We start from the raw sequence: 19134 nt of genomic DNA, 5'->3' as shown, positions 1-19134 counted from the left end.
CGGACACGTTCTAGCATGACTTCCACCATACTTAGCGCCATGCGCAACCCGGCCATGCGGATCAGCATGCTGGCGATCTTCCTGTTTGGCTTTGCGGGTGCTGCAACCTCGCCCTATCAGTCGGTTGTCGGCATCAACGAACTGGGTCTCAGCGACGCCATCTATTCGCTGCTGATCCTTCTTGCTTCGACCGTGAACGTCATTGTCAGCGTCTCGATCGGTATCCTGGCGGACCGCGTCGGCAACTATCGGGTGCTGATGTCGACGGCGATCCTCTTCGGCGTCGTCGGCTACGGCATCGTCTATGTTCTGCCCTACCAGACGAGCTTCATCGTCAGCGTGCTTTTGCTGCTGCCGATCTACGGCGCTCTCTACACCCTGCTCTTTGCCAATGTACGCGGTATCGCGCGCCGCATGAGCGGCCACGATGCGGCGTCGCTGACGACCGGCGCTCGTGCGGCCATATCGGTGTCTTGGGTCCTAGTGCCCGGTTTGGTCGGCTTCGCGCTGGCGGGCGGCGAAAGCATGCTGCCGGCTTATCTGGTCGCCTGCCTTGGTTGCCTCGCCAATCTGCTGATTGTCTATTTTTCGTTGCCCAATGAAGGCGGTGCTGACGCTTCGCTCGGCAAGCGGCTGTCCTACTGGACCTCGTTCCGGGAGATCCTGACGCCGCGCATCTTCCTGCGGGTGATTGCGGTTGCGACGATCACGTCGACGCTGCACGTCAATGCCGCCGTGCTGCCGCTGATCATGACCGACGAGATCGGCGGTAGCGTCACCGATATCGGCATCATCGTCGGCATCGTCGCCTTCCTGGAAGTCGTCTTCATTTTCGTCTGGGCGCGCATCCAGTTGAGCCTGGTGCCGTTCAAGGCGCTGGCGTTGGGGACGGCTATCTACATCGGCTACATGGTGCTGCTCGGCTTTTCCAATACCACCTGGCAGATCTACGCGCTCACGCTCATCAGCGCCTTTGGCGCAGCCGCGCTGATCACCATCCCGATCAGCTATCTTCAGGACCTGATTGCCGACCGGCCGGGATTGGGCAGCTCGCTGCTTGCCGTGAACCTTTTCCTGAGCGGCGGGCTTTGCGCCGGGCTTTTTGCGCTCGGCACCCGGATCAGCAACTATTCCGGGACGGCGCTGCTCGGTGGTGTTGCAGGATTTGCCGGGTTGTTGCTGCTGATGGTGCTCGATGGCGATAGAAAAGGAAAGAGGACGGTCAGCCGCGAACCGGGTTAGTCCCAGGGCTCATCAACAAATTTGCAGGTCAATGTGGTTTGGTTGTCTTGGAGACATCTCTTCTTTTGATCGACGAGGATCATAATCCTCGCGAAGAAGCGCGAGAAGTCGGCCTTGCTGGAGTTAAAGGTGGCTATCCCCAGCGCATGCGCTTGGGCCTGAGCCACGCAGGTCGCCAATTCCTGATCGGGGACATCGCTGTTTGCAACGACGACGGCTCGGTCAAACCGCCCTTCCGCAGAATAGTTTACGGCAGAGGCGCAGTTTCCTGCGCCGCTTCCTGCGGTGTCGTTGAGCAATTTGCTGTAGTAGGGGTCGAAGCCGAAATCTTCAATTTTGCGAACGTCGACCCGGCCATTCTGGACGACATCTTTTCTGAATATCACGCCGATGGTGTTTCTTCCGAGGCCTGGTTGAGCTCGCACCTCAATTCCGGCAGTGATGGCGAGCATTTGAATTGTTGAGAAGACCACGTCCCTCTTCTTGGTCTCCCCTTGGCTCATTCCGACGCCGATATACTCCGGGAAGGCGGTAAAATGCCGCTCTCCGTTGCGAACAGGGCCGAAGAAACTCACGTTCTGGGCGACCGAAGACGAAGCAATAAAGACGCTCGTAAGAAGCCCCACGGCAAACATAGGATGTCTAATGGTTCTTCTCTTGTTTCTGCCCTTACACATGAAGCCTTCTCATAAACAATCAGCGCTCGCTTGAGCGAAAAGAGATCTTCTGCAACGCGTCGTCAGCAACGCGATGGCATCACTATTTTTCTAGCATTGCGATCAACAGTTGCAAGGCGCCGAAGCAAGGAAGACGCAGTCCCGGTACTTGTCTCATCAAAAAGTGATAGGGGCGCCTTTCGGCGCCCCTATCAGCATTTCCGTTGAGTATGTCAGTCGAAAGCGTATCAGTTGCCGAGGATACCCGGCAGGCGCAGGCCCTTGTCCTTGGCGCAATCAAGGGCGATGTCGTAGCCCGCATCGGCGTGGCGCATGACGCCGGTCGCCGGGTCGTTCCAGAGCACGCGCTCCAGTCGCTTGGCCGCATCATCCGTGCCATCGGCGCAGATGACGACGCCCGAGTGCTGCGAGAAGCCCATGCCGACGCCGCCGCCATGGTGCAGCGACACCCAGGTGGCACCCGAGGCAGTGTTGAGGAGGGCGTTCAGCAGCGGCCAGTCGGAAACGGCGTCCGAGCCGTCCTTCATCGCTTCGGTCTCGCGGTTCGGCGAGGCGACCGAGCCGGAGTCGAGGTGGTCGCGGCCAATGACGACGGGGGCCTTCAGCTCGCCGTTCCTGACCATTTCGTTGAAGGCGAGGCCGAGACGATGTCGGTCGCCGAGGCCGACCCAGCAGATGCGCGCCGGCAGGCCCTGGAAGGAGATGCGCTCGCGCGCCATGTCCAGCCAGTTGTGCAGATGGGTGTTGCCGGGGGTCAGTTCCTTGACCTTGGCGTCGGTCTTGTAGATGTCTTCCGGATCGCCGGAGAGAGCCGCCCAGCGGAACGGTCCGATGCCGCGGCAAAACAGCGGGCGGATATAGGCCGGAACGAAGCCCGGGAAGGCGAAGGCGTTTTCAAGGCCCTCTTCCTTAGCGACCTGGCGGATGTTGTTGCCGTAGTCGAAGGTCGGGATGCCCATGTCCTGAAAGGCGATCATCGCTTCGACATGCTCGCGCATCGAGGCGCGTGCGGCCTTTTCGACAGCCTTCGGGTCGCTCTCGCGCTTGGCCTTCCACTCGGCCATGGTCCAGCCCTTCGGCAGGTAGCCGTTGACCGGGTCGTGTGCCGAGGTCTGGTCGGTGACCATGTCGGGGCGGATGCCGCGGCGAACCATTTCCGGCAGGATTTCAGCGGTGTTGCCGAGCAGGCCGACGGACTTCGCTTCGCCGTTTTTCGTCCAGCGGGCGATGATCTCCATCGCCTCGTCCAGCGTCTCGGCCTTCTCGTCGAGGTAGCGGGTGCGCAGGCGGAAATCGATCGAATCCGGGTTGCATTCGACGGCAAGGCACGAGGCGCCGGCCATGACGGCAGCGAGCGGCTGGGCGCCGCCCATGCCACCGAGACCACCGGTCAGCACCCACTTGCCCTTGAGGTTGCCGCCATAGTGCTGGCGGCCGGCTTCCACGAAGGTCTCGTAGGTGCCCTGAACAATCCCTTGCGTGCCGATGTAGATCCACGAGCCGGCGGTCATCTGGCCGTACATGGCGAGACCCTTCTTATCCAGCTCGTTGAAATGATCCCAGGTCGCCCAATGCGGCACGAGGTTGGAGTTGGCGATGAGAACGCGCGGCGCATCCTTGTGGGTGCGGAAGACGCCGACCGGCTTGCCGGACTGCACCATCAGCGTTTCGTCGTCGTTCAGGTCCTTGAGCGTCTCGACGATCTTGTCGAAGTCGGCCCAGGTGCGCGCCGCGCGGCCGATGCCGCCATAGACGACCAGTTCGTGCGGATTTTCCGCAACGTTCGGGTCGAGGTTGTTCATCAGCATGCGCAGCGGCGCTTCGGTCAGCCAGCTCTTGGCGTTGAGCGTCGTGCCCTGGGGGGCGCGCACGTCGCGAATGTTGTGGCGCGGATTGTTCATGGTCATGCCTCGCTCCCTGTCTGTCTCTTGAGGTCAAATGCGATGGTTTCGATGCGGTTCAAAATGGCTTTCAGCGGTTCCCGCAGCAGTGCCGAACGGGCGGCATCGAGCGTGAAAGGCGGTTCTTCGGCGGCGAGATGGGTCGATTGCGCGAGTTCCATCTGGATCGCATGCACGCCGGTTTCCGGGCGACCATAGTGGCGGGTCGTCCAGCCGCCCTTGAAGCGGCCATTGAGAATGCTGTTGTAACCTTCTGCTGCAGCTGCGATATCGGCAGTCGCCCTTTCAATCTCGGGCGCACAGGTCTTGCCCATGTCGGTGCCGATATTCAGATCCGGCAGCTTTCCTTCGAACAGGAACGGGATGTGCGAGCGGATCGAATGGCAGTCATAAAGCACGACGACGCCATGGATCGCCTTGACGCGCTCGATCTCGGCGGCAAGCGCCGCATGATAGGGCGCGTGGAACGTCCGGAGGCGTTCGGCGATATCGGCTTCGCTTGGCGCCTCTCCATCCTTCCAGATCGGCTTGCCGTCGAAATCCGTTTCCGGGATCAGGCCGGTCGTGTTCTGGCCGGGGTAGAGGCTGACGCCGGCGGGATCGCGGTTCGCGTCGATCACGTAGCGATGGAAGGTGGCGCGAACGACGGTCACTTCCGGCAGCAGGCCGTCATAGAGCTGATGGATGTGCCAATCGGTATCGGCCAATATCCGGCCGTTGTCGTTGAGCCGATCCCAGATCGCACCCGGCACGTCAGTGCCGGTGTGCGGAAATCCGAGGATGACCGGGGAGTTTCCCCTTTTGACTTCAAAGACCGCCATCTCACGCCTCCAGGCCAGGCAGGATGCCGGTTGAGATCGCGGCGCTCAGGCGGCCGGAGGCGATAAGGTCGCCGGCGGCCTTGAGATCGTTGGCCATGTAGCGGTCTTCCTCGATCGTCGGCGAGACGGCGCGAAGGGCAGCCGCCGCTTTCTGGAGTTCGGGGCTCGTCGCCAGCGGCGCGCGGAATTCAACACCCTGGACCGCGGTCAGCGCTTCGATGCCGATGATCGAGAACAGGTTTTCGGTCATCTGCAGCAGGCGGCGGGCGCCGTGGCAGGCCATCGAGACGTGGTCTTCCTGGTTGGCCGAAGTCGGTGTCGAGTCGACCGAGGCCGGGTGCGAGAGCTGCTTGTTCTCCGACATCAGCGCAGCGGAGGTGACCTCGGCGATCATCAGGCCGGAGTTGAGGCCCGGCTTTTTCGCGAGGAAGGCCGGCAGGCCGTAGGAGAGTGCCGGATCGACGAGCAGCGCGATGCGGCGCTGCGAGATGGCGCCGATCTCGCAGACGGCAAGCGCGATCTGGTCGGCGGCAAACGCAACCGGCTCGGCGTGGAAGTTGCCGCCGGAGACGACGGAATTGTCCGAAAGAACCAGCGGATTGTCGGTGACGGCATTGGCTTCAGTTTCAAGCACACGCGCGACCGAGCGCAAGAGATCGAGGCAGGCGCCATCGACTTGCGGCTGGCAGCGGATGCAATAGGGATCCTGCACCCGCTCGTCGCCTTCGATATGGCTTTCGCGGATGGCGGAGCCGGCAAGCAGCGCGCGCAGGGCGGCAGCCGTATCGATCTGCCCGCGATGACCGCGCAGCGTGTGGATATCGGGGTGGAAGGGGGCGGACGAACCCATGGCCGCATCGGTCGACATGGCACCGGTGATCAGCGCGGCCTGCCCAGCGCGATGCGCGCGGAAGAGACCGGCAAGGGCCAGCGCCGTCGAGGTCTGGGTGCCGTTGATCAGAGCCAGGCCTTCCTTGGCGGCAAGGATCACCGGCTTGAGGCCGGCAACCGCGAGCGCTTCGGCGCCGGACATGCGGCGCCCTTCGAAGAAGGCTTCGCCGTGCCCCATCATGACCGCCGCCATATGCGCAAGCGGCGCCAGATCGCCGGAAGCACCAACCGAGCCCTTCTCGGGAATGACCGGGATGACGCCCTTTTCGAGCATGGCTTCGATCAGCCGCACGAGTTCGAGGCGGACGCCGGAGGCGCCGCGGCCGAGCGAAACGAGCTTCAGCGACAGGACGAGGCGCACGACGTTTTCGGCGAGCGGCTCGCCGACGCCGCAGCAATGCGACAGGATCAGATTGCGCTGCAGCGTCGCGACATCGGCGCTGTCGATCTTGATCGAGGCGAGTTTGCCGAAGCCGGTGTTGATGCCGTAGACCGGGGCATTGCCGGCGACAATTTCGGCGATGCGCGCTGCGGCCTTGTTGATGCCAGCGTCAAAGGACGGGTCGAGACGGGCCGGCTCGCCGGTCCAGTAGATGGTTTCGAGGTCGCGAAGGGGCACGGAGCCCGGATGTAGAATGATGGTCATTGACCGATCCTTTGCCCTCTGAAGATGCGTTCATGAAGCGGGTTGAAACCGATGCGGTAGACGAGCTCGGCGGGATCCTCGATGTTCCAGAGCGCGAGATCGGCCGACTTGCCGACCTCGATCGTTCCGGTTTCAGCGAGCAGGCCGAGCGCGCGCGCGGCTTCGCGCGTCGCACCGGCGAGGCATTCGGCCACCGTCAGCCGGAAGAACGTCGCCGACATGTTCATGGTGAGAAGCAGCGAGGTCAGCGGCGAAGTGCCGGGGTTGCAATCCGTGGCGATCGCGATCCGTGCGCCTGCGTCGCGCAGCGCCTGAACCGGCGGCAGGCGCTCTTCGCGCAGTGCGTAGAAGGCGCCAGGCAAAAGCACGGCGACCGTGCCTGACTTGGCAAGGGCTGCGGCACCTTCTGCGTCGAGATATTCAAGATGGTCGGCCGAAAGGGCGCCGTAGGACGCTGCAAGCTTTGCACCGCCAAGGTTCGACAGTTGTTCGGCATGAAGCTTCACCGGCAGGCCGAGTGCCTTGGCGCGGTCGAAGACACGGGCGATTTCCACGGTCGAAAAGGCGATGCCCTCGCAGAAACCGTCGACGGCATCGACCAGCCCCTCGGCATGCGCCGCATCGAGGCCCGGCAGCACGACATCGGTGACGTAGTCACCGTTGCGGCCCTTGTAGTCTGCCGGCGTCGCATGCGCGGCGAGGTAGCTGGTGACGACGCGGACCGGGCGGAGCGTTTCCAGCTTGCGGGCGGCGCGCAGCATGTTGAGCTCAGCCGTCACATTGAGCCCGTAACCGGACTTGATCTCGACTGTCGAAACACCTTCGGAAAGAAGCGTGTCGAGGCGCGGCAGGGCGCTTTCGACCAGCTGATCGACGCTCAGCGCATTGGTCGCCTTCACCGAGGAAACGATACCACCGCCGGCGCGTGCGATCTCCTCATAGGTGGCGCCTTCGAGCCGCATCTGGAATTCGCGGGCGCGGTTGCCGCCGTGCACGAGATGCGTATGGCAATCGATCAGAGCCGGCGTCATCACGCGGCCTTCGCAGTCAATCGTTTCGAGGCCGCCTGCGAGGTTGGCCGGCAGATCGCGATCGGGACCCGCAAAGGCGATCCGCCCATCGACGACAGCAACGGCCGCATTCTCGACAAGCCCGGCGCCTTCGCTCAGCGTCACAAGGCGCGTGTTGCGCCAAACGCTGGATGTCTGCTTGCGGGTCGAGATATCGTTCATGAGGTCGCCTCCACTGGATATAATGTATATACATATTAATTCGCTCCACAAGAGGAAAATCGTGTGGCGGGAGGAAAAGAACAGGGTGGAAAGGCTAAGAAAAGAGGCGCGGCGCTGTTCAAAAACATGAGCAAGCGGCTTCAACAAATTGATTCTGTGGGGCAACTTTTGCGTGACGTGGTTTCGAAGCGCGCGAACGCAAAAAAAAGCCCCGAAACCGGAATTTCGGGGCGCTTGTCAATTGATCGTCAGGAAAGATATCCGGCCGAAAGCCCTGCCATGTCGATTCGAGAGGCGAGGCTGACGGTACCACTCGCTCCCGTCAGGCGGCGTGGTCCGCCTTGATGCGCAATCGTTCCACCAGGTCGACGAAGCGGGTGCCGGCGATGTCGAGCCTGCCGCTATTGTCGATGACGCTCACACCGGGCCCCGACGTGACGTCGGGCGCCTGGCGGCTCAGCCGTCGCAGCACCTCTTCCTCGCTCTCGCGGCCGCGTTCGGCAAGACGCTTCGCCAGCACCGGTGCCTCAGCGGTGACGACGACAACCGCGATATCGCCGAAGGCTTCGCGGAACGCCGGTAAGGCACCGCGGCTGCCGTTGACGATCGCCGTCATGCCGTTCCGGACATTATCGAGCACCACGGAGGGGATGCCGTATTTGAGGCCATGCGCGTCCCAGAAGACGGCGAAGGCTCCGTCCATCTGCATGTCGACGAATTCGGCTTCGGACACGCTTTCATGCACCTCGCCGCCGGCATCCGACGGGCGGGTGATGACGCGGCGGACGAAATGCACGTCGTGACAGTCGCCAAAGTGCCGGGCCGCAAAGCCCATGACGCTGTCCTTGCCGGCGCCGCTTGGGCCAACGACGACGACGAGGGCGCCGCTCTTCTCGCTCGCGCTCATGCGACACGCCGCCCTTCGCGCCAGACGGAGCGCACGACCGGAATGCCTTGCCTGCGGTGGACGCGGGCGATGTCTGCGCGCAGGCCGACTGCAACGCGGCCGCGGTCGTCAAGGCCGACGGTGCGCGCTGGAGTCGAGGTCACCATCGCGATCGCCTTCGGCAGGTCGATGGTTTCGACTTCGTCGGAAAGAACGAAGGGCGCGTGGATCAGGCTGAAGGGCACATAATCCGATGACAGCACGTCGAGCACACCACGCTCCGCCAGGTCGCGGGCGGCGATGTTGCCTGAGTGCGACTTGCCGCGCACGATGTTCGGCGCGCCCATGAGCACGCTGAGGCCCGCCCGGTGCGACGCTTCGGCAGCTTCGAAGCTGGTCGGGAACTCGGCAAGCTTGATGCCGAAACCGATCGATTCTTCGACGTGATCGACGGTCGCGTCGTCATGGCTGGCAATCGTGATGCCCCGGGCGGCGCAGGCCTCAGCCAGCGCGGTGCGGTGCGGGCCGGCATATTTCGCCGAAAGCGCCTGCTGACGCTCGACGAAGCGGGCGAATTCCGCGTCGGAAAGTCCGCGCTTGGATTTGTAGTAGAGCGTGTACTGATCCATCGTCTGGAACTGACGCTGGCCGGGCGCATGGTCCATCAGCGAGACGAGCTTGACCTGCGGGTCGTTCTGGAAATCCTCGTAGTGGTCGAGCACGTCGGAGGTCGAGACTTCGCAGCGCAGGTGGATCAGGTGATTGGCGCGCAGGCGCCCTTCTTCCTTCGCTTGCGCCAGCGCGTCGGCCATGCTGCGCATCTCGCCCTTCTGGAAGCCGCCATCTTCGTCGGAGCCGAGCCGAAGGCAGTCGAAGACCGTGGTGATGCCTGAGGTTACGACCTGCGCGTCATGTGCCTGGATCGCCGCGATCTTCAGCCAGCGCACGCCGGGGCGCGGCGAATAGTGGGCTTCGAGATGGTCGGTGTGCAGCTCGATGAGGCCCGGGATCAGATAATCGCCTTCGAAGTCTTCGCCGCTGGCGACCGTTCCCTCGGAGATATCGGCAATCTTGCCGTCGCGGATCAGCACCGAACCGTCGAGGATACTGTCCTCGAGGACGATGCGGGCGTTGGTCAAAACCTGTTCTTTGCTCATCTCATGCGATCTTTCGTTGGGTGTCGCTGCCGAGCGGCAGCAGGGAGCGGACAGTAAAGGGGGCGCCGCGCTCCGGTTCGACGAAGAGCGCGACTGACGTTACGTGAAGTGGTTTGCCGATATGATCGGCAAAGGTGGTTTCGAGCGCCGAGCGCATGACGCCGCTGGTCTCGGCAGGGACCGGTCCGGTCAAAGTCAGATGGAACTGAAATTCTTCGAATACATAGGGATAGCCCCATTCCCTCAGGTAACGCCTCTGGCGTTCCGGGAGGCTCTGCGGCTTGCGCCGGGCGAAGTCCACCTCCGATAGAGGCGCGCGGAACGGGTCGAAGCGGTGAACGGCATCTTCGGCCAGATCCTGCAGTTCGGCAGAGGGAGCGGACGGCACCAGGGCAAAAAACGGACCGAGCTGGTGCAGGACGATTTCGGGGATTTCGAAGGGGTCGAGGTCAGCGGCGAAGCATTCGAAGATGCTGAGGAGCTCGTCTTCGTCGCGGCCCTCGGCAAGCTCGAACGGAGCCTTCAGCGTTCCGTGGAAACCGTAGCGTCGCGGGTCCGCTGTCAGTGTGCGTTGCGTCGCCTCGTCGATCCCGGCGATCGTCGGAAGAGCGAGGTCCTGGCCGGTAAAGGCGTCACGGCCAAGCCAACGGGACGCGGTCTGCGACAGCCGGTCGTCCGCCGGCGGCGCGAAATAGATTGCATAACGCACGGTCTTCACTTTCTTGTAGCGACCGGCCCGCCGGGGAGGCGGGTCGATTTTTTGCGGGATGCGATGCGCAGCTAGCCGATTTCCATGACAACATCATGATGGCGGACACGCAAATGCTTGGCTGTCGTCAATGTGCCTTGCGACCCATCAGGCGCGAACGGCACGCGTTCGAGATGCTGTCGAAAATAAAGACAACCAGCAAGATCAGAAGCACCATGTAGGCGACATTTTCCCAATCGGAATTGGTGCGCATTGCTTCCCAGAGCTTGAGACCGATGCCGCCTGCGCCGACGGCGCCGATGATCGTCGCCGAACGGGTGTTCGATTCCCAGAAGTAAAGCGCCTGGCTGGCAAAGACCGGCAACACCTGCGGCAGCACGCCGAAGCGCTGTACGGCAAGTGGCGCAGCACCCACCGACTTCACACCCTCACGCTGCTTGTCGTCGATGTTCTCCAGCGCCTCTGAGTAGAGCTTCCCGAGCGTTCCGGTGTCGGTGAAGAAGATCGCCGAGATACCGGCAAGCGGTCCGGGGCCGAAGGCGCGGGTGAAGAACAGCGCCCAGATGAACATGTCGACCGACCGCAGGAAGTCGAAGAAGCGCTTGACCAGCTGATTGGTCATGAAGCTTGGCGTGATGTTGCGGGCCGCGAGGAAGCAGAGCGGGAAGGCGATCAGCGATGCAAAGAGTGTGCCGACGAAGGCCATGACGACGGTCTGCAGCAGCTTCGTCCAGACATCCAGATGCTGCCACTCGGCGTTATAGAGGATGTTGTTCCAGGCAAGCGAGAGGTTCGAGCGGGATGGATCGATGCGCTCGCCGGATATGATGAGCGAGGCGACCTCGCCATAGCTCTTGCCGAAGAAGGGCGAGTTGGTGTCGAAGAGGAAGTTCGCCCAGCCGAAGAAGCGGTTGCGGACGGAGACCTCGTCGCCTTCGACTTCCGCCCAGCCGGTGGCGCCGAATGCAAGCACGATCTTCTCGCCCGGACGCTTCTGCGTCGCCCAGGAGGGCAACGTGCCTTGCGGCGTCACCATGTCGGCGCCATCCACGGCCATCACCAGGGTCTCGCCGCCATGGGTCGCCTTGACCAGGCTGTCGGCGATCTCGATCCTGGTCGAGCGGTCATAGGTGACGACGACCCGGGTAAGCACTTCCTCCGTGCGGGTTTCGACGCGGTTCTGAGCTTCGGCCGTGGTCGTGCCGCCGAGTGCTGAACCGGGCGCCATGAAGCTGAAGGACGAGCTTGCCCTCGGCCTTGCCGCCTGCATCGTCGACGCCGGAATTTCCACGCGGCGCGTCACCGTCTCCTTGTCGAGTTCCACCCAATCCGGATTGGGATTAGGCCCGAGCGGCGAATTGCGCTGATAGTTGAGGCTCATCGTCCGGTCCGGCGCGATGTGAATCTCCGGGCGCACCTCATAGGACACCCAGTCGGCGAGATAAGTGCCGGCGATACCCCAGTTGGCGTTGCCAAACACCTGACCGATCGAGAAGAACCACCAGCTGAAGATGAGATAGACGACAATGCCGCCGGCGATCGTTGCCGTGCGTACACGCTTGGAGGTCGAGGATTTCAGGAGCTCGGGATGGCGGGCCGCGATCGCGTCCATCTCCATCGGGCTCAGTCGTGTGGTCGTGGTCATAGCGCGCACCTACTGGGCAAGCTGGAAGGCCTGTTCGCCAACGAGGCGACGGCGAAGCCAGGCGGAAAACTGGTCGACGGCGAAAATGGTCGCGAACAGCAGGATGACGATCGCAAGCGTTTTCGCCTGGTGGCCCTGGCCGATCGAAAGGCGCAGCAGCTCGCCGATGCCGCCGCCACCGACGGCGCCGATGATGGTCGAGGCGCGCACGTTGATTTCGAGGCGCAGCAGGAAGTAGCTGGTGAAGTTGGGCAGCACCTGCGGCACCATGCCGAACCAGACGCGCTCGATCCAGTTGCCGCCCGCGGCACGCAGGCCTTCATCCGGTTTCATGTCGGCGTTTTCGACCACCTCGTAAAAGAGCTTGCCGAGCGCGCCGACCGTGTGGATCGAGACCGCGGCGATCGCGGGAATGGGGCCGAGCGAGAGGATGGCGAGGAAGAAGCCGGCAATCACCACTTCCGGAAAGGCGCGCAGGATCTCCATGATCCGGCGAACGGTACCGCGGATCCAGGGATTGGGCATCAGGTTGCGCGCTGCGAAGAAGCAGAGCACGAAACCGAGTGCCGTGCCGATGATCGTCGAGAAGATCGCGATGTTCACGGTCTCCAGCATCTTGTGCACGTATTCGGGGATATAGAAGCCGTCGGTCAGGTACAGCCGGCCGTCCGGGTAGTTGTATTTGAAGCTGCCGTCGTCATAGGGCGAGGGCAGGTCGAACATGGCACGGAAGATCTCCAGCCCGTTACGTGGTGCGAGATCGCCGACGAAGTCGAAGAAATGCGGCAGGCGATCAAAGAACTTGCCGGCGTTGGAATCGTTGGCGAACCAGAGCGAGCCCGAGAGCGCCAGGAAGAGGATTCCGAAGCCGAGCCAGGAGTAAAGCCGGCGGCGGGAACTCAGTTCCTGCCAATGGCGCTCGATGACGGCGCCGTTGTCGCTCAGATTCCGCGGGAGCAGGGAAGTTGCCATGACCGTTCCGGCTCGCGCCGGCCTCTATGGCATTTCAAGGAAAAGCACGAAGCGGCTTTCCGTCAGGAAATGCGTGAAAACAAAGCGGTAGGGTATGGTTGAAGGGCTGGTGTCGAGCAGCACCCGTTCAAACAGTGAAACGCTGGCCGTTTGGGCGGCCAGCGTTCCTGGAAGATGCGGTCTATCAACCGCCGATCGTTGCCTTGCGGGCGTCGATGATCGGCTTGTAGAAATCGGAGTTGACTTCGGTGTAGCCGGTGAAGTCACCGCCCTGGATCGCCGAGAAGCAGGCAGCGTCGGTCTTCGGCAGGTCGACCATGAACTGCTTGAACTTCGCCTTCATGTCGTCGTTCATCGAGGTGCGCACGACGATCGGGCCGTTCGGGATCAGCGGTGACTTCCAGAGCTCGACGAGGTCGTTCATGTCGAGGATGCCCTTGTCGACCATCTTCTTCAGGTTGCCCGAGGTGTAGCCGTCCTTGAATTCGCCGACGCCTGAGCCGAAGGTCGTGCCGGCATCGAAGGTGCCCTTGACGACTTCGAGAACGAGGTTTTCGTGACCGCCGCCGAAGCCGGTTTCACCGAAGAATTCCTTGACCGGCGCGCCGATCGCTTCCGGCAGGGTGACGAGCGGGACGAGGTAGCCCGAGGTCGAGTCCGGATCGGCGAAGCCGAGCTTCTTGCCCTTCAGGTCTTCGAGCTTGGTGATGCCGGAATCCTTGCGGGCAACCATGATCGAGTGGTAGCCGGTCGAACCGTCGGTCTGAACGGTCGTCAGGATCGGCTCGACGGCGTCAGCCTTGGCGAGGTAGATCTTGGCATATCCGGAAGCGCCGAGCTCGGCGTAGTCGAGCGTGCCGCCGAGCAGGCCCTGGATAACGCCGTCATAGTCGGCAGCCGGGAACAGCGAGACCTTCTCGACGCCGATGGCAGCCGGCAGCTTGTCGACGAGGCACTGGAAGTTGCGCAGGCGGTCGGCTTCGTTTTCGCCGCCGAGAATGCCGATGCGGAATTCCTTGAGGTCTTCAGCCTGGGCGTGGCCGACGAGGGCGAGGAGCGCGACGGCGCCCAGCAGAGCTTTCTTCAGCATAAGGTTCTCCCGTGTGTCCGGCTTGGCCGGATCCTATTCGGTTTCAAAGAGGTGCCCTTGACGCGGGCTTTCGATCCTGGCGGGCGTCAGATGCCGGCCAGTGCCAGCGGCTTGAGGCCGGCCGATGCCGTTTCTTCCTGCGGTTCGGCCGCCGGAATGTTGATGCTGGTGGAGGTCATCGATTCCTCGATGCCCGTGTCGGCGCCGTAGATCTCGGCAACCGCTGCCGACGTCAGGTCCTTCGGCTGGCCGTCGAAGACGACGCGGCCGTGCGCCATGCCGATGACGCGTTCGCAATAGTTGCGCGCGGTATCGAGGGTGTGAAGGTTGGTGATGACCGTGATGCCGTCGCGTTCGTTGATGTCGCGCAACGCGTCCATGACGATCTTGGCGTTCAGCGGGTCGAGCGAGGCGATCGGCTCGTCGGCGAGCAGAACCTTCGGCTGCTGCATCAGCGCGCGGGCGATCGCCACGCGCTGCTGCTGACCGCCAGAGAGCGTGCCTGCGGGCTGAAGTGCAGTCTGTTCGATGCCGAGGCGCTCGAGCGCGCCGATCGCCATGATGCGTTCTTCGCGGGTGAACATGTTGAGGATGCTTAAGACCGTCGAGCGGTGATTGAGGCGACCGAGCAGAACGTTGGTGAGCACGTCGAGGCGCGGCACCAGGTTGAACTGCTGAAAGATCATGGCACAGTCGCGCTGCCAGTTGCGCAGTGCAGCGCCGCGAAGTGACGACACTTCCGCGCCGTCATAGACGATCGAGCCTGAAGACAGGTCGACGAGGCGATTGATCATGCGCAGCAGCGTCGACTTGCCGGCGCCCGAGCGGCCGATGACGCCGACCATCTGACCCTGGGGGATGTCGAAGGTAACCGAACTCACGGCTGTCTTCTTGCCGAACTGGCGGGTTACACTCTTCAACTGAAACATTTCTAGCAGGTCCTCTTGCGGGGAGACCGGTCATCGGTATGACACCTGCCATATCGGCGCTTCATGAAAGCGAAATGTCAGTTTGTTGTAAGTTCTGTTACAGTTCACACCTGCGCGGGCTGGGTTAATCAAAAGTGAACGGCATCGCGCAGGCGGGTGCCCGGCTGCTCACCACCGACGGGATCATCAGCCTGATTTGGAGCTGATCAGGGGCAGTCGCCTGATCGCGTCCTGGCACAATACCGCCGCGTGATTCCTGGCTCTACGGTCCAGGCTCCAAGGTCGCCCCCGGAACATAGAGCGCGATCGGTCGGATCTCGTAGATCGCCGTTGGATTGCTGCGCCGCAGGTCGCGTGCCGCAGCGATTGCTGCCTCGAGCGTCGGGAAGTCCACGACGTAGAGGCCAAGGAGATGCTCTTTGGTTTCAGCGAAGGGGCCGTCCGTGACGATGCCTTCGCCCTGGCCCCTCAGCGTCACCGCGCCTTCGGCAGGCCCGAGCCGCGCCGCCGGTCCGAAAGATTTCTGCTGAACGAAGCGATCATGCACCTGGAGCAGATCGGACATCAGGGCCGCGTCCTCCTCCTCGCTCCAGGATTCGACGACGCCTGCCGTGTGATAAGCCAAGATCGCATAATACATGAGCCGTCCTCCCGGACGTATTCCTGTCAGGTTTCGCCCGCGGCTTCAATCGGCTTGCTTGCATCCTTGGCCACAGGCGCAACCGCCGCCACGCAGACTAGGTCTCCAGGCGCGCCGGGCTGAACTTCGAGGGATCGAGACCGACCGCGTCGAAGCCTTCCGGCGTCGCGGCACCGATGACGAGGTTTGCGGCGAGCGCGCCGAGCGCCGGTGAGGTCAGGATGCCGTAGCCGCCCTGGCCGGCAAGCCAGAAGAAATCCGGCCGGTCGCGGGCAAAGCCGATGACCGGCAACTTGTCGGGTGAGAAGCTACGCATGCCGGCCCAGCTCTTGAAGATGCGGCGAACCGGTACGGTCGTTGCCTCTTCGATGTAGTGCGCCGCCCAGGCGACGTCGATTTCCTCGGGCTGGACGTCGGCCGGCTCGCAAGGGGTGGCGTCGGCCGGCGAGGCGAGCAGCCGCCCGCCCTCGGGCTTCATGTAGAAGTCTTCATCGATCTCGTTGATCTCCGGCAAGGTGAGCGCATCGATGCCTTCGGGGAGATCGACGGTGATCGCCGTGCGGCGATGCGGCACGATGCCGACGGGGGCGACGCCGAACAGGTCGGCAACCGGATCGGCCCAACCGCCGGCGGCGTTGACGATCGTCTTTGCGCTGACATCGCCGGCACTTGTCGTGAGCACCCAGCGGTCGCCATCGCGACGCGGCGCCAGCACGTCCGAGCGTTCGACGATCGTGGCGCCATGCCGGCGGGCGCCCCTGACGTAGCCCTGCAGCAGATTCTCGACCTCGATGTCCCAGAAATGCGGATCGTAATAGGCCGCGGCAACGTAGTCCCTACGAAGGATCGGCACGCGCGCGATGGCCTCGTCGATGGTCAGCCTTTGGATTTCGGCATTGGCGCGACTTTCCTCGGCGAAAACCTCCTCGAAGCGACCAGTCTTCTCGGCCGTGGCGATCATGACACCGCCGCGCTGCTTGAGCAGCGCCACCTCCGAGAACCCCTCAGGCGGATTGTCGAAGAAGGACTTGGAAATCGCTGCAAGCGCGCAGACCTCCGGCGTGTTGTAGCGCAGCACGAATTCTGCGGCCGAGCGGCCGGTGCTGTGATAGCCGAGCCCTTCTTCCCGCTCGATCACCACGACGGAGCGATGTGGTGCCAGGAAATAGGCGAGTGACAGGCCGGCGATCCCGCCGCCAATGATCGCCACATCGTAGTCCCGCATGCCCTGCCTCCATTGGTTGTTGGCCGGACCATAGGCAAGCTGCCATCCGCGTTCAAATTTATAACCGGAAAGGTGACTATCAATCCTGATGATGGTCAGACCATCTCATCGAAACAGTGGTCGAGTGGTTCGGTATCGGCGATATGGGCGAGAAACGCAGCCTCAGCCGGATTGAGGATCGCGTTCGGGTTGGAAATGCGAAAGACATCGGTCGTCGGCAGGTCGGTGTAGGGCGGCAACTGCCAGAGCTGGCCTTCGGCCACGGCGGGTGCGGCGAGATGATCGGGCAGCATGCCGATGCCGACATTGGAGGCGATCAGCCGCATCACCTCTTCGACATTGCAGGACACGGCACGGACCTGCTGGCCGAAGGACCCGACGGCACGCACCGCCGTCACCGAGTTCATGTGCTGCCCGCCAAGCACGTCGGCGATGAAGGCGATATAGGGATTGCCCCTGAGATCGTTGAAGTCGACGCCTTGAACGCCGAACAGCGGATGATCGCGGCCGCAGTAGAGCGCGTAGCGTTCGCGTACATGGAAGCGTTTGTTGAGCCAGTCGGGTATGTTGCCGTCGCAAAGGCCGATGGTCGCGACGTTTCGCTCGACGGCGCTTAGAACGTCCACAGTCGTCGCGACAGTGACCGATAGCGTCACCTTTGGGTGCAGATGGAAGAAACGTTCGAGCTTGCGGTCCCAGGCAGGGTTGTGGGCGTGGCTGACGGAGTGGATGTTGAGGTGGCCGGTGATCTCTTCGCCGGCGGTCTCCAGAACGTTCGGCAGCCGGATCACCGCGGCGAAGATATCGCGGCATTGGGCATGCAGGCGGGCGCCGGCATCCGTCAGGTTGAAGCGCCCGGGGCGGCGGTCGATGAGCTTCTGGCCAACGGTCTGCTCCAATCGCTTCAGCGCCATGCTGACAGCCGGCTGCTGCAGGAGCAGGCGGTTTGCGGCGGCCGTGATGCTGCCTTCCTCGACTAGCACGACGAAAGTGCGCAGCAGATTCCAGTCGAGATTGTGGGCGAAGCGTTCGAGGCGGTCATTGGCCATGGTCGTGGCTTGCTTCTGATCTCTGGCGTTGCACTGGCCATTCGCTCCACGGTGGTGGCCCGAAGGACTTGAGTTCTTGTCGTCATATTTCAGCGATTTTGCAACACAGGGGTGCCCCGGTCGGACGCAGGGCCATTCCCTGAACGCATGAGGCGGTGCCTCAATTTCGTTTGAAACGGCATGCACCCCTTGCGATAACATGAGCCGAATAATCCGATGGGAGAGAAACATGGCCGGCAAGACGCAATTTCAATGGGATGATCCGTTTTTCCTCGACGATCAGCTGACCGAGGACGAACGCATGATCCGCGACACCGCGCGGGCCTATGCGCAGGAGCGGCTGCAGCCGCGCGTCATCGCTGCCTATCGCGAAGAGTCGACCGATCCGGAAATCTTCCGCGAAATGGGCGAACTCGGCTTGCTCGGTGTGACCGTCTCGGACACCTATGGCGGCGTCGGCGCGTCTTACGTCGCCTACGGTCTTGTCGCCCGCGAAGTCGAGCGCGTCGACAGCGGCTACCGCTCGATGATGAGCGTGCAGTCTTCGCTGGTCATCTATCCGATCTATGCCTACGGCTCCGAAGAGCAGAAGCAGAAGTATCTGCCGAAGCTCATCAGCGGCGAGTGGATCGGCTGCTTCGGCCTGACCGAGCCGGATGCCGGTTCGGACCCGGCCGGCATGAAGACCCGCGCGATCAAGACGGAGAGCGGCTACCGCCTCGTCGGCTCGAAGATGTGGATCTCCAACGCGCCGCTCGCCGATGTCTTCGTCGTGTGGGCGAAGTCGGAAGCCCATGGCGGTGCTATCCGCGGCTTCGTGCTCGAAAAAGGCATGAAGGGCCTTTCCGCCCCGAAGATCGCCGGCAAGCTGTCGCTGCGTGCTTCGATCACCGGCGAAATCGTCATGGACAATGTCGAGGTCGGCGAAGAGGCGCTGTTGCCGAATGTGGAAGGCCTCAAGGGTCCGTTCGGTTGCCTCAACCGCGCCCGCTACGGCATTTCCTGGGGTGCGCTCGGTGCCGCTGAATTCTGCTGGCATGCCGCGCGCCAGTACGGCCTCGACCGCAAGCAGTTCAACCGTCCGCTGGCTCAGACGCAGCTCTTCCAGAAGAAGCTTGCCGATATGCAGACCGAGATCACGCTCGGCCTGCAGGGTTCGCTGCGCGTCGGGCGCCTGATGGACGAGGGCCGCATGGCCCCGGAAATGATCTCGATCGTCAAGCGCAACAATTGCGGCAAGGCGCTCGATATCGCCCGTATGGCCCGCGACATGCACGGCGGCAACGGCATCTCCGAGGAATACCAGGTCATGCGCCACATGGTGAACCTCGAGACCGTCAACACCTACGAGGGCACGCATGACGTCCATGCGCTGATCCTCGGCCGCGCCCAGACCGGCCTCCAGGCCTTCTTCTGAGCGGC

General features: G+C 62.7%; 17 protein-coding genes. 2 read left to right on the top strand and 15 right to left on the bottom strand.

The features are described 5' to 3' along the window. Positions 1-15: 15 nt before the first annotated feature. Entirely contained in the window at positions 16-1242 is a 1227-nt protein-coding gene (locus tag V7S54_RS25595; RefSeq protein ID WP_336409039.1) for an MFS transporter, read from the top strand. On the opposite strand, the gene V7S54_RS25590 is transcribed toward V7S54_RS25595, so the two are convergent. The 15 genes from V7S54_RS25590 to V7S54_RS25520 all read right to left on the bottom strand — a co-directional run bounded on the left by V7S54_RS25590 (position 1239) and on the right by V7S54_RS25520 (position 17712). Further along, positions 1239-1877: a hypothetical protein gene (locus tag V7S54_RS25590; RefSeq protein WP_058326346.1), complete on the bottom strand. Its 639-nt coding sequence runs from the start codon at positions 1875-1877 to the stop codon at positions 1239-1241. The genes V7S54_RS25595 and V7S54_RS25590 overlap by 4 nt on opposite strands. A gap of 269 nt (positions 1878-2146) precedes the next feature. After that, positions 2147-3820, bottom strand: coding sequence for a urocanate hydratase (gene hutU, locus V7S54_RS25585; RefSeq protein WP_336409078.1), 1674 nt, complete (start codon positions 3818-3820; stop codon positions 2147-2149). 2 nt (positions 3821-3822) lie between these two features. Next, the gene (hutG, locus tag V7S54_RS25580) at positions 3823-4641 is read right to left on the bottom strand and encodes an N-formylglutamate deformylase (RefSeq protein ID WP_336409040.1); all 819 of its coding nucleotides are present in this window, start codon (positions 4639-4641) and stop codon (positions 3823-3825) included. Position 4642: 1 nt separating this feature from the next. Then, a complete protein-coding gene (gene hutH, locus V7S54_RS25575; RefSeq protein WP_336409041.1) occupies positions 4643-6178 on the bottom strand; it encodes a histidine ammonia-lyase in 1536 nt (511 codons plus the stop codon). Then, positions 6175-7410 carry an imidazolonepropionase gene (gene hutI, locus V7S54_RS25570; RefSeq protein ID WP_336409042.1) on the bottom strand — a complete coding sequence of 412 codons (1236 nt, stop codon included), beginning with the start codon at positions 7408-7410 and terminating at the stop codon, positions 6175-6177. The genes hutH and hutI overlap by 4 nt, the downstream gene beginning before the upstream one ends. Positions 7411-7732: 322 nt before the next feature. After that, a complete protein-coding gene (phnN, locus tag V7S54_RS25565; protein ID WP_336409043.1) occupies positions 7733-8317 on the bottom strand; it encodes a phosphonate metabolism protein/1,5-bisphosphokinase (PRPP-forming) PhnN in 585 nt (194 codons plus the stop codon). Beyond that, complete coding sequence (locus V7S54_RS25560; protein ID WP_336409044.1) at positions 8314-9453, bottom strand: alpha-D-ribose 1-methylphosphonate 5-triphosphate diphosphatase; 1140 nt, start codon at positions 9451-9453, stop codon at positions 8314-8316. Before V7S54_RS25560 ends, phnN begins: the two co-directional genes overlap by 4 nt. A 1-nt stretch (position 9454) precedes the next feature. Further along, complete coding sequence (locus V7S54_RS25555; protein WP_336409045.1) at positions 9455-10162, bottom strand: DUF1045 domain-containing protein; 708 nt, start codon at positions 10160-10162, stop codon at positions 9455-9457. 127 nt (positions 10163-10289) lie between these two features. Next, positions 10290-11807, bottom strand: coding sequence for a phosphonate ABC transporter, permease protein PhnE (phnE, locus tag V7S54_RS25550; protein WP_065374770.1), 1518 nt, complete (start codon positions 11805-11807; stop codon positions 10290-10292). A gap of 9 nt (positions 11808-11816) precedes the next feature. Further along, positions 11817-12779, bottom strand: a complete 963-nt coding sequence (phnE, locus tag V7S54_RS25545; protein WP_065374771.1) for a phosphonate ABC transporter, permease protein PhnE — start codon at positions 12777-12779, stop codon at positions 11817-11819. A 184-nt stretch (positions 12780-12963) separates the two neighbouring features. Beyond that, positions 12964-13869 (bottom strand): phosphonate ABC transporter substrate-binding protein, encoded by a 906-nt coding sequence (gene phnD, locus V7S54_RS25540; RefSeq protein ID WP_058324975.1) that lies wholly within the window; start codon positions 13867-13869, stop codon positions 12964-12966. An 86-nt stretch (positions 13870-13955) separates the two neighbouring features. Continuing rightward, positions 13956-14798 (bottom strand): phosphonate ABC transporter ATP-binding protein, encoded by an 843-nt coding sequence (gene phnC / locus V7S54_RS25535; protein ID WP_336409046.1) that lies wholly within the window; start codon positions 14796-14798, stop codon positions 13956-13958. 262 nt (positions 14799-15060) lie between these two features. Beyond that, a complete protein-coding gene (locus V7S54_RS25530; RefSeq protein ID WP_336409047.1) occupies positions 15061-15438 on the bottom strand; it encodes a YciI family protein in 378 nt (125 codons plus the stop codon). A 97-nt stretch (positions 15439-15535) separates the two neighbouring features. Beyond that, positions 15536-16663 carry an NAD(P)/FAD-dependent oxidoreductase gene (locus tag V7S54_RS25525; protein ID WP_336409048.1) on the bottom strand — a complete coding sequence of 376 codons (1128 nt, stop codon included), beginning with the start codon at positions 16661-16663 and terminating at the stop codon, positions 15536-15538. Between the two features lie 95 nt (positions 16664-16758). After that, positions 16759-17712: a LysR family transcriptional regulator gene (locus V7S54_RS25520; protein ID WP_065374775.1), complete on the bottom strand. Its 954-nt coding sequence runs from the start codon at positions 17710-17712 to the stop codon at positions 16759-16761. Between the two features lie 229 nt (positions 17713-17941). Here V7S54_RS25520 and V7S54_RS25515 point away from each other — a divergent pair, with 229 nt between their 5' ends. Then, on the top strand, positions 17942-19129 hold the full coding sequence (locus V7S54_RS25515; protein ID WP_065374776.1) for an acyl-CoA dehydrogenase: 1188 nt from the start codon (positions 17942-17944) through the stop codon (positions 19127-19129). Positions 19130-19134 lie beyond the last annotated feature (5 nt).

This window comes from Ensifer sp. CCNWLY38 (assembly GCF_037120565.1).
GTDB lineage: Bacteria > Pseudomonadota > Alphaproteobacteria > Rhizobiales > Rhizobiaceae > Ensifer > Ensifer adhaerens_H.
Note: the sequence above shows the minus strand (reverse complement) of the source record. Positions and strands in the feature narration are given on the sequence as shown.